Source organism: Geobacter sp. AOG1 (genome assembly GCF_019972315.1).
In the GTDB taxonomy this organism is placed as follows: Bacteria; Desulfobacterota; Desulfuromonadia; order Geobacterales; family Geobacteraceae; genus Geomobilimonas.
In genome coordinates, this window is record NZ_BLIZ01000001.1 from 768,490 (window position 1) to 784,367 (window position 15,878).

Annotated in this window: 8 protein-coding genes; all 8 read right to left on the reverse strand. The window is 43.1% G+C overall.

Annotation, left to right across the window (positions count from 1 at the left end):
• Window positions 1–645 precede the first annotated feature (645 nt).
• Window positions 646–1,569: a hypothetical protein gene (locus LDN04_RS03455; protein ID WP_223906345.1), complete on the reverse strand. Its 924-nt coding sequence runs from the start codon at window positions 1,567–1,569 to the stop codon at window positions 646–648.
• A 436-nt stretch (window positions 1,570–2,005) separates the two neighbouring features.
• The gene (locus tag LDN04_RS03460; RefSeq protein ID WP_223906347.1) at window positions 2,006–2,578 is read right to left on the reverse strand and encodes a phospholipase D family protein; all 573 of its coding nucleotides are present in this window, start codon (window positions 2,576–2,578) and stop codon (window positions 2,006–2,008) included.
• A 171-nt stretch (window positions 2,579–2,749) separates the two neighbouring features.
• Window positions 2,750–5,374 carry a UvrD-helicase domain-containing protein gene (locus tag LDN04_RS03465; protein ID WP_223906349.1) on the reverse strand — a complete coding sequence of 875 codons (2,625 nt, stop codon included), beginning with the start codon at window positions 5,372–5,374 and terminating at the stop codon, window positions 2,750–2,752.
• Between the two features lie 1,222 nt (window positions 5,375–6,596).
• The gene (locus tag LDN04_RS03470; protein ID WP_223906351.1) at window positions 6,597–9,299 is read right to left on the reverse strand and encodes a DEAD/DEAH box helicase family protein; all 2,703 of its coding nucleotides are present in this window, start codon (window positions 9,297–9,299) and stop codon (window positions 6,597–6,599) included.
• Complete coding sequence (locus LDN04_RS03475; RefSeq protein ID WP_223906353.1) at window positions 9,300–10,973, reverse strand: site-specific DNA-methyltransferase; 1,674 nt, start codon at window positions 10,971–10,973, stop codon at window positions 9,300–9,302.
• Between the two features lie 6 nt (window positions 10,974–10,979).
• The gene (locus LDN04_RS03480; protein WP_223906355.1) at window positions 10,980–13,712 is read right to left on the reverse strand and encodes a hypothetical protein; all 2,733 of its coding nucleotides are present in this window, start codon (window positions 13,710–13,712) and stop codon (window positions 10,980–10,982) included.
• A gap of 57 nt (window positions 13,713–13,769) precedes the next feature.
• Window positions 13,770–15,023, reverse strand: a complete 1,254-nt coding sequence (locus tag LDN04_RS03485) for a DUF2130 domain-containing protein (protein ID WP_223906357.1) — start codon at window positions 15,021–15,023, stop codon at window positions 13,770–13,772.
• Window positions 15,024–15,054: 31 nt separating this feature from the next.
• The gene (locus LDN04_RS03490) at window positions 15,055–15,837 is read right to left on the reverse strand and encodes an HTH domain-containing protein (RefSeq protein WP_223906359.1); all 783 of its coding nucleotides are present in this window, start codon (window positions 15,835–15,837) and stop codon (window positions 15,055–15,057) included.
• Window positions 15,838–15,878 lie beyond the last annotated feature (41 nt).

Genomic DNA, 15,878 nt, shown 5'->3' on the forward strand with positions numbered 1-15,878 from the left:
ATCAAATCTCCTTTTCATAATAAAAGATAGAATTAGTTAGCTTTCATCGCTTTTTTCTCCTTTATCAATGCAAAACTTCCAGAAGTATTTATAACGTATCTTTATCTTAAATAGCCTAATTCTTCACATGCTTGAGCTATATTTCCATAAACCTTGTAATGTGGCGCATATACTGGAACATATTTATTATAACCAACTATAATAATTATTATTTTCAGATATTATAATCACGCATGCCTCAATATTTATTATCAAAACTACAATTAAACAACTACTTGTTACTAGCCATTTTAACAACATATGCTATTGCAAAAACAACTATAAACACTACTATTCCTATCCCAGTGAAACCAAATAATGCTACAACAAGGTTTCCTATTAATGCGGCCATATCTATTCCTCATATGGTACTAGTATTAAGTTACACTAAAAGCGTTTTATAGTATTACCTCACTAATTCTAATAATGAGCACCACCCTCGTCAACGAGACATTTATTAACAAATTACTGTGTTGCACTTCATCAATTTTGCTAGTTATCTTACGCGCCAAAAACGTAAACCATAAAACAATTAAACATAAAGAAGCAGATATCATTAAAGAGACAGTCTTAGCCCTTTATTGATTATCAATAGCAAATCAATAATCAGAACAATCCATAATTCCTCAATGCTCTTAGGATAGCATGACGGTCTGATAGATCGTATGTACTGTCACTCATTAGCCAATTATATCCATCCTTGATTATTTTTATGTATACATCATATGAAACACCAGTAACTTCTAGCAATTGTTCAAAAGATTTATTATTGCTGAGTAAGTGTGCATTTAATATATTACTTTGATTGACTATGATATCCTTCAGTTCATTGACCTCTTCTATAAGTCTTGCTTTAAATGATGCATCATCTTCAAAGTCCTCTTTATGAAATATAAATGATTTAACATTTTTTATTTTAATCGGATTATTAGTAGGACGCGCGTATTTGATTTTATCGGATCGTTCTTCATACACAGTGTTTGCTGGCACAACATCAATATATGACCCCATGGTAAACATCACACTAATATAGATTTCTGATTTGTCGGGCGGCAATATATAATCTTTTGTTGTTACAAAAGCAGTATATTTAAATGACGGACTCCAAAAGCCAAGTGGATGAAGTACTTTAATTGGTCTATTATTATTGTATTTACCAAATGTCCCGTTATTGACATATATTTTAAATATTTTCTCTTTTTCTGATATTTCATATGGTCTAACTTGTCTCGTACTACGTTTCCTGCTAAGGAAACGTCTTGTTGGGTTTATGGGTTCATTAGAAAAATCATCGCTTATTTTATCCAGTTGTTTTCCTCTTGCAGATTTGTATTTCGATATATAGGTATCCAGAAACTTAATTTTTTCAGCAGTCGATTCATATAATTTTTTGTCTTTAATCTTTTCAAGGCCATTTCCATTATTTCTTGCTGAGGCACCAATTTCATCTTCGCAATAAGAATACAATGCTGATCCTGCCAGTAGTGGGATAAGCAACAGAAAAATGGCTAGTTTCTTATAACTTCGCATTTGTCCTCCTAACGCTATTTTGATTAATTACGCCGATTAAATACAGGCAGATGGAATGACCATGCCTCTTTTTGGGGTATGCGGGTTCCTAATATTTATGTTTGCTCTTGTATCACTTCATCTGGGTATTAGGATGTTATAGAGTTTTGGAATGGGTATGGGTTCAAGGGGCTAAGGGTGATACTAGACATATTCATATCGTTTCTTCTCTCGAGAACCCAGTTGCCGTGAGCTTGAGAGATTTATAGAAATGAGCATCTAGGATTCATAAATAATCAGCGCGGCTTATTTCACCGTTATATATTCTGTATATTTGTCTTTTTCTACCACAATAGCTTGGTAGGATAGCTGATATGCTATATGTTTTACCATGATTCCCAACCACATCTTCTCTTGAGTTCAATTCAACTTCCATTTATCCCCCCAAATTAAGAAGTCACTTCCCCTGATACACCTCTGAATGCCCATTATGCTCTTCAAAGTTCTTTATATAAATATCCACCAAGTCCTTATTACCCATAATCACCAATAGGTTCTCAGCATTCTTCTCTTCAGCGGCTCTTGTGAAATTGAATGATCCAGTTATCAGGGTACTTCTATCCAAAATCATTATCTTGTTGTGGGCTATTGCGTGTTTGTCATCTATATAGGTAGGGATTCCTGCATGGGCTACGAAGTCTGCTGAGGTGTATTTCTGTTTCCTCTGGCTCTTGTCCAAGACTACTTCGATCTTGACTCCTCTCTTAAGTGCATTAATAAGGGCCTTGGCTATTGGCGTGGATGTGAAGGAATAAGCTTGTACAAGGATCTCGGACTTAGCGGAATTGATTTCTTTAATGATGGCCTCAGTAGCTCTACCGTTGGGGGAGAAGTAGACCGCTGTGGTTCCTGTAGAGGTGAATTGATCTGCTTGGACTATTGGAGGGCAAATATAGAGGGATAACGTAATCCAGAGGATTATGCAGGAGGTCTTGCAGGAGATGAAATTACACAGTAGGTGGAAGTTCAAATCATCTCGCTTCTTGTAGCAGGATGTCCCTACATACCAGAATATTTTAATAATGTCAATTTAAGGCAATAAATAACGCCGCCTAGGCTTGGGTTCTCTAAGTTCATTTATTCTAAAGATTCAATCTCTTTAGTAGCTTGCTTGTCGATGATCTGGATTATGCAATTTTTATTATGAGGTAAGCCGACGACGACCAGCGTGGGACGATATGTTGATAGTATGCGTACAGAAAAAGTCTGCATCGCGGCGGTAGTTGATACAACCGAAGAACCTTCCAGAGGGTCCGCTTCGCTCAACCATCTCACCTCCACACTTGGGGCATATTGGTATCTCGGTACTACACGCTCGCTTTGTGCATACGCGAGACCCCCCTCTCCGCCTCATTAGACCGCCGCATTGCGGGCATGGATGCTCTTTGTACTTACAATAGGGGAAGTTGTTGCAGGCAACAAAAGCACCATAGGCGCCCTCTTTAGGAATGAGTGATCCTGTGCCACAATTTGGACATGGCACGTTAGCTATCCCCTCACATGTGAGCTCAGAATCGAACTCGTCCGTACATATCGGATAGCCATTCTCTTCATTGAGTAGCTCAAGGACGAACGTGGATGTCTCCATTGGGTTGTATGCAAGGTAGACGCGATGACGAGCACGCGTTAGGGCAACATAGAAGAGCCTGCGTTCTTCAGCCAGTGAGAACGATTCTTGTTCGGGAAGCAGGAAATCGAGAACCGAGTCGGTTGGCTTTTCACTTGGGAATCCGTGCTTTCCTCTGCCCAGTCCTAAAACCACCACAAAATCGGCTTCTTTTCCTTTGGCCGCATGCACGGTCATAAACTTAATGTCCAGCGACGGATACAAAGTCCTGATACGTCGCTTCTCCGCCGGCGTACTCCACTCATCAACAACAAAGTTGTAGCGACCAAGCACCAAAACTGTGGGATTGTGTTCGAGGCCATGGCTCATGCGCTTGTCGATTGCGTCCAGAGCCATGTTGAGCCCAACTTCTGTACTCACCGAACGAATGAGAGAAATGGCCGGGTGAGGTGTCTTCGCAATAGATTGAATGGACTTCACAATTTGCGCAGGGTTTTTTAGTACGAATTTTGATGCAACGTCTCCAATCTGATCATTGAACCTGAATGTTGTGTCCAACGGAGTTATCGCGGTCGCTCCGAATTTCTTCTGAAAGTCTCTCGTATAGGAAATGTCACTCCCTGTGAAGCGATAGATCGACTGCCAGTCATCACCAACCACAAATAGTACCGATTCAGACTGTTGTTTAACCAGCGAGGAAATCAACCTAGCTCTAGAGCTGCTAATGTCTTGGAACTCATCCACTAGGATATGGCTGTAAGGCGATTCAAAGCTATTCGACTCAACATGGGCGATCGCCCGACGAATCATGTCCGCGAAGTCGATCTGCCTGCACTTCGCGAGTTCGTCTTCATATGCCTTCAGAATCGGTGAAAACAGATCTAGTAACAGGAGAAGCCTTGTGGCATCGATGTGCTTTAAAGCAGCCTTCCTGACCGAATCAAGATCGTGGCCAGACTGCTTGAAAATATCGACGAAACCGGACATTAACTCCGCGAAATCTGTGATTTCAGAAGACTGTCGCAGCTCCAGAAGCAGTTCTTCATCCGACTTGGGATGCAGCTCAATACCAGCGGTCAATAAGGATTCAGCAAGGACTGATTCCAGAAGCCCCTCTCTTTTGAGATACGAGTAGGTTTCCACTAGCTTGGTGCCATGCTTGAGATGTAGTGCGCGCTTCCACTTGATACCTTCAAGGTATTTACGTTGATCGAAATGAAATGGCGGCTGTCCTTCTCGATCGAGAGCGAAGTGTTCTATATATACACCGTTATCAGGAAGGAAGAAGTCCGGTTTGTACTGCCGGAAATCGGGTCCTGACGTATCAATTTCGTATGGGTGCTCATACTCGTAGTTGATGCTATTCGCGCTAAGGAAGTTGGCAATCACGCACTCTTCAAAGCTCTTGACCACCTCTCCCTTGAGAGTTCTGAGCTCGTTGGCGCGCACGTAATTGTAATAGTCCTGCATCGAGTCGAAATCAAAGGGGTTACGATACGGGAATCTCTCGCTGCCATAGTAACGAACGAGCATGGCTCGGTATTCTGGCTCATCGCAGTGCTTTGTGATCTCAGAATCGATGAATTTTCCAAACCGTTTCTTGTCTTCTGCCATTGGAGTGAGGTCGGGGCGACGGCCCTCAACAGCACCTATGATTTCAAGACCCAAGGCATGGAAAGTCTTGATAGTAGGAACACCGGAACTTAGCCAGGGCTGCAGTCTGCTATTCTGACGCTCCTGCATTTCTTCAGCAGCCTTCTTCGCATAGGCAAGCATAAGCAACTGGTCAGGACGAGCTCGTTTGGATGCGAGCAGGTAGCCTGCCCGACCGATCATTGTGCTAGTCTTCCCCGTGCCTGCTCCTGCGAGAACGAGATTGTTGTCCTCGCTGACTACGCACGAACGCCGCTGGGCTGGAGTCAGTGGTTTGCTTTCGACAGTGTCGAAGAACTCGCTGAAGGTCAAAAGTTCGGACTCGACGAACAACTTGTTCGCATTTGCAACAAGCGACTTCGAGTCGACGAAAAAGCGTTCCACTTTTGAAGTAAGTTGTTTCTCTGCAAGACTGGATAAAAACCGCCAACGGGCCGTACGAGTGGCTGAGAGAGCCTTACCTGCCATATCGACAAGTATCTGCCGATGTGAATCACGTGCATAGGAATTAGTGGCGAGGAAATTGTCTATCCGCTCAGAGGTCATTTTGAGAGCCTCCATCTCGGGTCCAAACCCGCGACGGGCTCGATTACGATACAGAGACCATGCTATTGCTATTACCGACATGGCAGCGGAGGATGTAAGCATAACGGCAATAGGCAGCAAAATCGACCTTCCCCCCATACGGTCAATCTCGACTAATATTGACGTAGGAGAAAAGATTTGCTTCAGGTTCTCAGGTATAGCTACATCAAGCTTTTTTATAAATGACCCTGCATTTCCTCCATTAGAGTAGAAGTAGGCTGGCATGGTTCCTGTAGGAGGGAATTGATCAGCTAGGAGCATTGGAGGGCAAATATAGAGCGATAACGTAATCCAGAGAACTAGACAGGGATGTCTTACGTGAGATGAAATTACACAGTGGTGAAAGATCATGTCATCTCTGTTCATGTGGCAGGATGGCTATGTATACCAAAAATAATTAATCTTTGCCATTGGTTTCATATGTAGTCCCAACTGAAGGCATTTGTACTGTGCTACGTGATAACGATAGGTCAAAGTCATCCACCAATCTTCATCTGTTGGTACGAGTAAATTGAAGGGGTGGGGTTCCGGTTAGCTACAACTTAACTTTCAAATCTCTAAACTCTACCTGACAGTAACTTGTAAAATTGAAATTGCCACTGGAATCATATTTTCTGCTATTCTGCTCGTAGGACTGTTATTAGACATGAATTACAGCATATATTCATGTGATTCTAGTATGTTATTATCTGAAATCAAACATCATAATCCACAGTATTCTAGCTATATTACTGTATCAAGATGGAGAGTGATTTAATACAATATGAAAACACAGAGGCCCTGAACATGACAGGGCCTTTATAATTATATGTCGTACTGAGTGCTAATATCAGATATAGATTATATATAGTAATAATTGTTGGTACAATTATATGATCAGCTAATATCATATATTAGTTAGTGTATCCAATGAAGCTAATGAAGCTATTTAATTAAAATAAATATTTATTATAAATGAGTTTTGTATTGAACTATTGGATTGAATTATTACTTATAAATTGAATACAACGAATTAACGGGGCATACCTTGAGTATGCCTGATAGTACTGAGTATTAAATGTGACATGTAATTGAGAAATAGAACTATTTGACCATACAAAATCGAATTGAATTAATTTAGACAAAACAGATTCATCAGGTTCATCAGCTACATCACCTTAGAATCCTCCCATATGCGATATAATCAATCCACATACTCCCGTTTACCCGCTAAATAGCCAAAACTCATATTCGGAAGTACCTCGCTATGGGGAATCAACAGGTACTTCCAAGACTTTCCCCCATTCTCTAGGTTGTGATTTGATGCGTGTTTGCAGTACTGGACCGCCGCCTTAGCCTTTTCCTGGACATCAGCATCTTTCATCTGATTATCTGCTTTGATCTCGGTTAGATAGACATGTTCGGCGGTCTCAACTACAAAATCAGGCTCATACGTGCGTGCATTGTGATCCCAGTAAATTTTGAACTGCTTGGGTGCCGGTCGGAGCCACTTGATAACACCCTTGTCATTTTCTAGGATAACAGCAAAATCCTTCTCCCCTTTTGCATCGAACTTGTACAGGGTATGACATGCCTTTTTGAACCCGGAAAAGATCTTCTGCGGAATTGCGCTGGTAGGGGTGATGGTATCGGTAAAGTGATGGATGTTGTCCTTCTGGATTTTGGTGAGATTGTGCCCCTCGATCTGGGTGAATGGCTTGACAATCGGTTCTTCATAGGACTTGGTTAAACAGTAAAAGTGCGGCCTCATCTGGGAGTAAATGAAGGTAGCAATTTCCCGCTTGTGGTACTTAACAACATTGATGAACGCTTCATCATCCAGATAGCTCTTCAGTTTGGCTATGGCCTGCCCCACAAGTTTCTGGAGCAGTTCCGACTGGCTATCATAGTCGATCTCTGAAAAATTGATTAGCTCGTTCAATATCAAATTTTCCGGTTTATCAGCATTGATACCATACTTGCCGATCAGGGTTGCCTGGGCATTTTCCTTTCGGTTCAGATACTGAATCAAAATTTCTTCAGCAACAGGCGGATAATTCAGGTTCTTCGTATCCAGGTCAAAATCATGAAAACCGGACTCCACTTCATCAGTCGGTTGAATGACGATACGGGGGATTTCAATCGTATTCTGGATAAACTCATCCACCGTTGACTGGTAGACTTCCTCAATCTCGGTGAGAATATCCCCGTCGTAAAGGCTCGGCTGCGGAGAAGAAAGAAGCTGCTCCTTCACCTTTGCAACCACAATATCCTTGATCTCCTTATTACTCAGCTCCGATACGTTCTTTACCTTATTGTTGACCTGGGGAATGGTTGCATAAATTGTCTTCCTGATTTCCAGGGTAACTGTAGCCTTCGCCTTTTCCTTCGATTCAGGCATGGCTTCAATCTTCTGTTTCTCGGCCTCTACCTTCTCTTCAAAGGCTGACTTGGCAACGACAACCTCTTTGATTCCCTCAAAGGTAGCAGGGTCAATCTCGATGATGTTTTTCTGTTTGATGATGGAACCGGGCTTGTTGGCTTCTTCGATGATCCTCTGAAAATTATCGTGGGCGATGATGGTCAGTTTATCAACCTTGTCATGACCGGTACGCTTGCCGTAGGGGAGTCGTAGCCCTCGGCCTATGGTCTGTTCGGTTAAGGTTTCGGATGCCGATGTCCTCAACGGAATAATGGTGTAAAGGTTGGTAACGTCCCACCCCTCTTTAAGCATATTGACGTGAATAACGATTTCAATCTTATTATCCGAGTCTTCCAAGGTCAGAAGTTGCTGAATGTTCTCTTCCTTCTCTTCTCCCCGCTGATTTGAATGTATCTCCATTACCTTGCCGCTGTAGCGTCCCTCAAAGAAGGCGGTTGACTGGATCAACGATTTAACCTTTGATGCGTGGTCAGTATCCCTCGTCACTACCAGGACAAACGGTTTTACCAGTCGGCATTTCTCATCACGGGCGTATATTTCAAGGGCCACCTTGGTATCCTCGTGGATACGGATACCATCCTCCAGCTTGATCCTGTCCAGCTCTTCCTGGGTGTAGCGTGACGGGTCAAAATCCTTCCGAGTGGCAACGGCAGGTTCTTTAACAAAACCATCTTCCATCGCCACTCCCAGACCATACTGATAGACCACGTTCTTGAATAGTTTCGTTCCGCCGGTTTCTGTCTTGGGCGTTGCGGTCAGTTCGATCCCCAGAACCGGATTAAGCTCATTGATAACCTGCATTCCCCGTTCGGCGCGGTAATGATGGGATTCATCCATCAGAATAACCAGGTCATCGAGACCGGCAAGATGATCGAAATAGGATTGGCCGATATATTCAGAAAGCCGCTTGATGCGGGGTAGTTTCCCCCCTTTGGTCTCGGCGTTGATCTTGGAGATATTGAAGACGTTGATATTGATAGACTCGTCAAAGAGCGGCAGCGTTCCCTTGCTGGTGTAGTTGTCGCCGGTAATAATCCCCGGTGGGCGGTGTACAAAGTCGCCAATGCCGGGAAAGACATACTTGGGGCTGCGTGGATTGGAAAAATCCTCGATCAGCTTGTTATAGATGGTCAGGTTCGGTGCCAGAACAAAGAAGTTCTTGATCCCTTTTGCCTGATTCAGCCAAGCAATGAAGGCTCCCATCAGGCGAGTTTTCCCTACGCCTGTTGCCAGAGCAAAGCAAACACAAGGAAAGTTTCTCTCAAAGTCGGTGAATACCCGTGCTGAATCGTTCTCAGCGGCAAGTCCACCGGTGAACTGCAAAACCTTTTCCTGCTCGGTGGCAAGGTCAGCATCTTTCTTGAGTGGCAGGATGTCAGCTATTCCTGCCAGTATCTCAAGACTCTCGGTCTGGGGATGGCGCAAGCTCAGGCGGTTTTTGATGTAGGCGGCGTGTTTGTCCATTTATTCCCCCATCCCGGCAAAGATATTCATCTGTCCTGCCTTTTCCGCCTTTGAAGCCATTTCTTCTTTCTTTTCCTCAACCGGTGGGCCGGATGGAACAAACTCAGGATCATCTGGGTTGCGGGGCATATCAACGATGTTCAGGCTATAATCGTCTCTGTCAAACTCGCACTTACCTAACAGCATAGAAGGGATTTTCTTAACGGTGATGTTGTTATATTTACCGTCAGCCCCTTCAAAGTGGGACTTGCAGCAGATCAGCAGACTCTCGTCCGGCTGCATCTCTTCGTGGATTCTGTCCAGGTGTTCCGGGGTCAAGTGAACGGTAGTAGTGAAGATGTAATCTTTTTCCGATGACTGCCCCTGCTTCCAGTAGTAGACCTCATCCGGGGAGTAGCAGAAATTCTCATGTTTCGCCATGGCAGCGGCCAACATGGTCTGGTTGTACTCCTCGTTGATTATCCACTGGTCATAACAGTCTTTCTTCAGTAGACTTGGGGCCATGTAGTAATACTTGAATCCTCCGCCACCCTGCCAATTTACCACCTTGGAGATGCCCCCTTGGTCGGTACCGTCACAGACCTTTTGCAGTCGTGGTTGAATGTGAGTATGGCAATGTTCGCCCAACTCTACCATTATCCATTTGCGCCCCATCTTATGAGCAACTGCACCCGTGGTGCCGGAACCGGAGAAGGAGTCGAGAATGAGGTCTCCGGGGTTCGTCGTAATTTCTACTATCCTCTTTATTAATCTTTCTGGCTTAGGCGTCGTAAATACGTCCTCTGAGTTGAATGCCAAAGTTTCTTTTTTTGCCTCTTGCGTATGTCCAACTTCGTCGTGTCCCCAAACAGTTTGAGGAACTACACCGTCTCTAACCTCACTGAGAAATCTTTTAAACCGTGGCTGGTTATTCCCTTTTGCACCCCACCATATGCGGTTTTCTGAGTCCAACTCTAAAAATTTCTCTTTTGAAATTGTCCAGTATCTACCTGGAGGGGGGCCAGGAATCTCTTTCCCAGATGGGGTTGTTACTGGATATTGCCCAAGGGAATAAAAGTTCCTAGCGGACAGGTCACTTGAAGTCCAGAGACCTCGTGAATCATTGTCGGGATTTTTGTAAGTTGAATCTGCTTTCTCTGTCCTAGGAAGGAGATTTCTTTTCCACAAGTTTTTCAACTTCGCATAGACGAGAATATGATCGTGCGAGTCTGATAGGTGAATAGCTGTGCTATTTGGTGAAAAGCGTTTTTGCCAAATTACGTTCGATACAAAATTACTCCGCCCGAATATCTCATCGCAAAGAACTTTTAAGTAGTGAGATTCATTGTCATCAATCGTAATCCATATCGAACCATCATCCGCCAACAGTCGCCTGAGAATTTCCAGACGATCCCGCATCATGGTCAACCAAAGTGAATGCTCAAGACCATCATCATAATGGGTAAAAGCACTGCCAGTATTGTACGGCGGGTCAATGAAAATACACTTTATCCTCCCGGTAAATTCCTGTTCCAGTGCTTTCAGCGCCAGCAGGTTATCCCCGAAAATCAGCATATTCTCCGTATTCCGGTCGCCGTAGGATTTATCAGGGTCTTCAATCAGAATCCTAGGCTCCAGTTTTGGCTGAATATCCTTTCCGATCCAGGTTAGTTCAAGTTTTTGGTTCAGGCTCATAACACCTCAATTTACGCTATAATCATTTCTGAATTTAAGATCAATTGCATAGGCTGGCATTGCTTTTGACTTTCCGTTTGTTATCTCTTCAATTTGACTTGATATTTCTTCATAATCAACTTCAATTGATACATCATCATCAACAGCTTTGTAACTGACTTTTCCCTTTTCATATTTATCGAAAACATAGCACTTTATGCTGCCTACTCTATCTGAACACTCTTCAAAAAAGTAAAACGGCAACATGGAAATACACTTTCCAGTTTTTATATCTACAAGTAAAGGTTCATTGATAGGGAAAGAGTGTTCCCCTGCATAATCTAACGATTCAACAAAAGGCTGGCTATCTGAGGCTTTTCTGAATAATCCGGTATATTTGTTCTTGCTGAACTTAATATTTTTAATATGTTCGAGGTATCCGAATACTTTCCCCTGCATAGCCAGATTGCAGATATTTGCAAATGCCTTCAGTGTTTCGTGGACATCGATTTTTTCAGCAGATAATTTATCATGCTTGTGTTGATTCAAATCAAAAATAGCTTTATTTAGGGCATCAAGGTAATCACCGGAAATTTTATTGTATTCACCTGCGAATCCAGAACTCCCTTTTACCACCCTCATGCCTTTGCAGATAATGTCCTTCAATGGTCCCATTGAACGCAAAAAATCTTTAAAAAGGCCGCCTAGTTCACCTTTGGATAACAATTCACTTGCGATTGTATATGCAGCAAATGCAAGCATCCCCTCAAGTGCTGCTCTGGCATCCTTAATTGACTGGTCTTGATTCTCAAATCTCAAATATTTTCTGAGCGGGTATGAAATAGGGTATGGTAGTTTTGAAACCAGTTCCTTAAGTTCTAGCCACTGACTGTCATTATTCCTAACCTCGAGAGCATGTATTTGTTCATTACTCAAATAGCATATCGAGGAGTTACTGGTGCCAAAATCAAATCCAATATATTTACTAACTGATTCTGACGACTTAACGCCATCAGTTGTCATGTCCAGCACAAAAGGCTTACCATCGACAGAAATTCCTTGAACTCCAGCGTCAATATTTTCAACCTTGTATATAAATCGTGGTATTGCGGTACCGTCTTCCTTTACCGTTAATTCAACCCTAAGTTTACTATCGAAACTTATATTGGTTGGAGAATGTACGGTGTTGTCAACATTGTACAGGCTATCTGTGTCAAAACCTTCATTTCTATTTACAGTGTCGCAAGGGCGGGTAAAAAAATATTTCAGATGATGTTTAGGTGGGTGATTTAATCTAAACTTCCACTGCAAAGGTTCGTTGATGAAATTAGATAAAGCTTGTGCTGAGGGTATTAGGTCGCCAAGTTTTGTGCCGTCCATATCTATTTTATTGCCGACGGATTGATAAGTTCTTTCTTCGATGCCTTTATCATCAGGATTCAAAAATAACCTTACTGGATTATACGTTACAGAAACAAACTCACTTTCCGGGTTATAGTAACGACGAGCACATTCTATGGCCAACCCTTTAGCCACAATATCTTGAAAAGACTCAGAAAGTGGGATTGGCCGAGCATGCCCCAAATCCGCTTCAAAATCAGTAGACAATAATTTGTCAAGCCATCGAATATTGGAAGATCCTCCCGATATAAGTGTGACGGTTATCCCTCTGTCCTTCAATTGCTCTTTTGCCCTTTTGATAGCATTTCTAATTGTTTTCTTTAGATGCTGTTCCCATATGTTTTCTTTGAACAGCTTTCTCAACTCATGTCCACGTAGAGAATTTTCCTCCCAAGCAGTGTCTATCTTAAACGGGTTCTTGGGCATACTCACTTGAACACTTTCATAGCAATCAATAGTTAAATCCCAATTTCTTATTTTATTGCAAAGTTCAAGCTTCGGATTCTCAACTGAATTGATGAGCCTTCTAAGATTGCTGATGAATGCCTGTTTCTCAGACGAAAGGGATAAATAATCGGTTTGCCCCTTCTTTACTTTTCTAAAAGTATCCAAAAAGGTAGTAGCCATGTTTTTGGCTTGACCGTCAAGATTTCTTAAAGTCAGGTATATAGCTATTTGTTCATTTACGAAAAACCCGCCAATTGGCTCCGAAGAAGCGGCGAGCGGCTTAGAATGCTTTCCTGATAAGCTTATATCGCCCAAAACCGTTGATTCGATGACTGACACGTCAAAAGTGCCGCCACCAAAATCTATTATAAGGGCTATGTTTTTAGTATTATCTTTTAGTTGAGGGATTCTAAGTCCATATCTGTAGTATTGATATACGGCAAACGGTTCAGGTAAAAATTCAACTGAATCGTAATGAACCAGTATACGCCTTATGTTGTCCCTGTAATTTTTTATCCAGTTACTGCCCCTGTCTTCAATCTGGAACGCTAACGGCTCAGCTACAATTATTTTAAGCCCTTTTTTATCATGTTTAGGTATTAACCCCTGACCTTCAACTTTTGAGAGTACTGCATCGAAAAAATCTTTAGAAAGCTGAAAAGCACTTTTGGGATTCCCATCTGCACTATCAAAATACTCAATCCTGTCTTTAGTTGCTCCCGCGACATATTCACCAAGCTCGACCTTGAAATTATGATTGATAATTTCATTGTCCTTCATTGACTTAATTGCTTTATAACCTATTTGTAGACCACCTTTAGCATAATGTAATGCTGTAGGGATACATGTATGCCCATCAATTTTAGTAAGGTCAGTGCCTTCAATAAAAAAAGACTTATCTCTATTTTCCATTTCTTATCTCCTGGAAAGGATAATATCATTTAAATATAAATTTTTTAACCGGGAGCATTATTCTAACGCATTTAATTCTAATCCTTCAATCTCTTGCAACGTTTTCCCAGCTATACCATGGAGATCTCCATACATTCCAACTGTCGCCTGCATGACCCGCTCAATCTGCTCCTCACGCTTTGCCCATTGCTTCATAATGGCCTTCCTCTCTTTATCCAGGTCCTCCTGCATAGAAGAGAATGCTTCGACAATTGCTTGGACCCGATGACGGAACCGTGGGCCTGTGAGGTATTGATAGACCATTTCCATCTTTGTCTGCTGCCCTTCAGAAGCGCTCCGTGCCATCGCAACTTCAACCAAAGATTGGCGTAGCGCCACGGCTACTGGAATTGCTGCCTTTGGATGTGTCACCCAAACTCCATCAATAAGTTCAAATGTCTCAACGTCCTTTGGGAGAGCCTGGCTAACGATTATAGAAATTTCCGCCTTGGCAGTTCGCTGGTCTTCTCGAAGCTTGGTAAGCCAGCCGTCGCTCCAGCTTTTGGTTCGCTTAGACTCCCATAAAATGGTTCCGCACCTTTGACCGAGGTGGCCATTGACGCGCTGCAAAATATCGCCACCATGCTCACCCTTTGGTACTGGTTCAATGGAATCGTAGGGGAACTTCGTACTTAATATTGCTTCGAGATCAAGTTCCTGAACCTCGCCCTGGAGTTGCTGTGAACCTTGCTCGGCTCTGCGTTTCAATTCCTCAATCTGTTTCTGCATCGCTGTAATGGTATGTTCCTTCTCCAAGACCTTTAGCTTCAATTCCTCTTCAGCCTCTTTGCGGGCCTGGTCACGGGTCGAGGTAAGTCCTTCCTGAATCCGTTTTTCAATCGTCAATTCCATTTCCCGCTTGGCATCGTCCAGTTCCCGCTGTTTGCGGATGAGATCAGCTTGAGCTTTCTGTGCCTCAGCGAGTTTTTCCTCTCGTTGAGCAAGAACTCCCTGCAACTCTTCCAATGACTTATCTTTCTGTTCAAGGTCGGTAGCTATGGCAAGTTTTGCCTTCCGTGCTTCATCGGCAACAATCTTAGCCCGTTCCAGACGCAACTTCTCAGCTACTTCCTCATCAACGGTTTCTTTTGCTTTTGCCAACGCCTCTTCCTGGTCATGCAATGACGCCTCACGTTTGGCGATGTCGGCATCCTTCTGAGCCAGGCGTTTTTCAAACTCTTTGCGGGTGGCTTCTATAAGCGGAGCCGCAAGCGATTCATTAAGCTTAATTTCAGCTTTACAGCTTGGACAGATGATGGTTGGTTCGGTCATATAGCCTCCGATAGAATCCCATGAAAGCAGATCACAACTTATTATTCAATGCGGCCTCAAACATCTGCCGGGCCTTTTTCTTCTGAATTTCTGAATCTTCTTTTTGGAAGTATTCAGCAACTGGTAATCCATCACCCCGTTTCCGGTTCTGACAAGGCTCAAGGGCTTCAATAAGAATTGCTTCCATAGCTGGAATTATCTTTTCAGCAGGAAATGTACTGGGGAACTCACCAAGCACACCGGATTCAGATACTGGCAACATTCCAAACCAGGAAAAACGGTCCCATCTTGTCGAAAGCCTTTTCATGGTATGCTCGTACAAGCGCTTCCCTAACGGGCGGTCAGTTGTGCGGCCGACATAAATAACCTCTCTGCCATCATAGAGGAGATAAATGCCAATTTGATTGCTGAAATCTACTGCATCTGCCCCAATTTGCTCCATCCCCAACAGCTTTGGGTTTGATGTCCATTCGACAGCATCACGCCGCCAAAACATTCCAAACGATGTGACGACAGGGTGCTGAACCTCATCCTCTTCGTCGATCTCTTCAGCAGAGATTACGTGTGTCGGACTAGACTCAGAAACTTTCCAGATGAATAGGCCTTTCCCAGCCTTTTGGAACGGGCAGTTTTCTCCTTCGTTCTTTATTGCTGTCGTAAGATGAGCATTTACCGTTCTGGTGGGTGTTGCGCCAAGGCTTACCCGAAGACCATCTTCAATGATCTTGTCTGTGAGGTCTTTATAGTGCATTGCCCCTGATGCTTCGCGCAGGACTTTTTCTATAGCTTTACGCCATGTCAGTTCATTGGGCATTAGCTCCTCCGTGAGTCATATTTGATGACTTCTGCTCTATT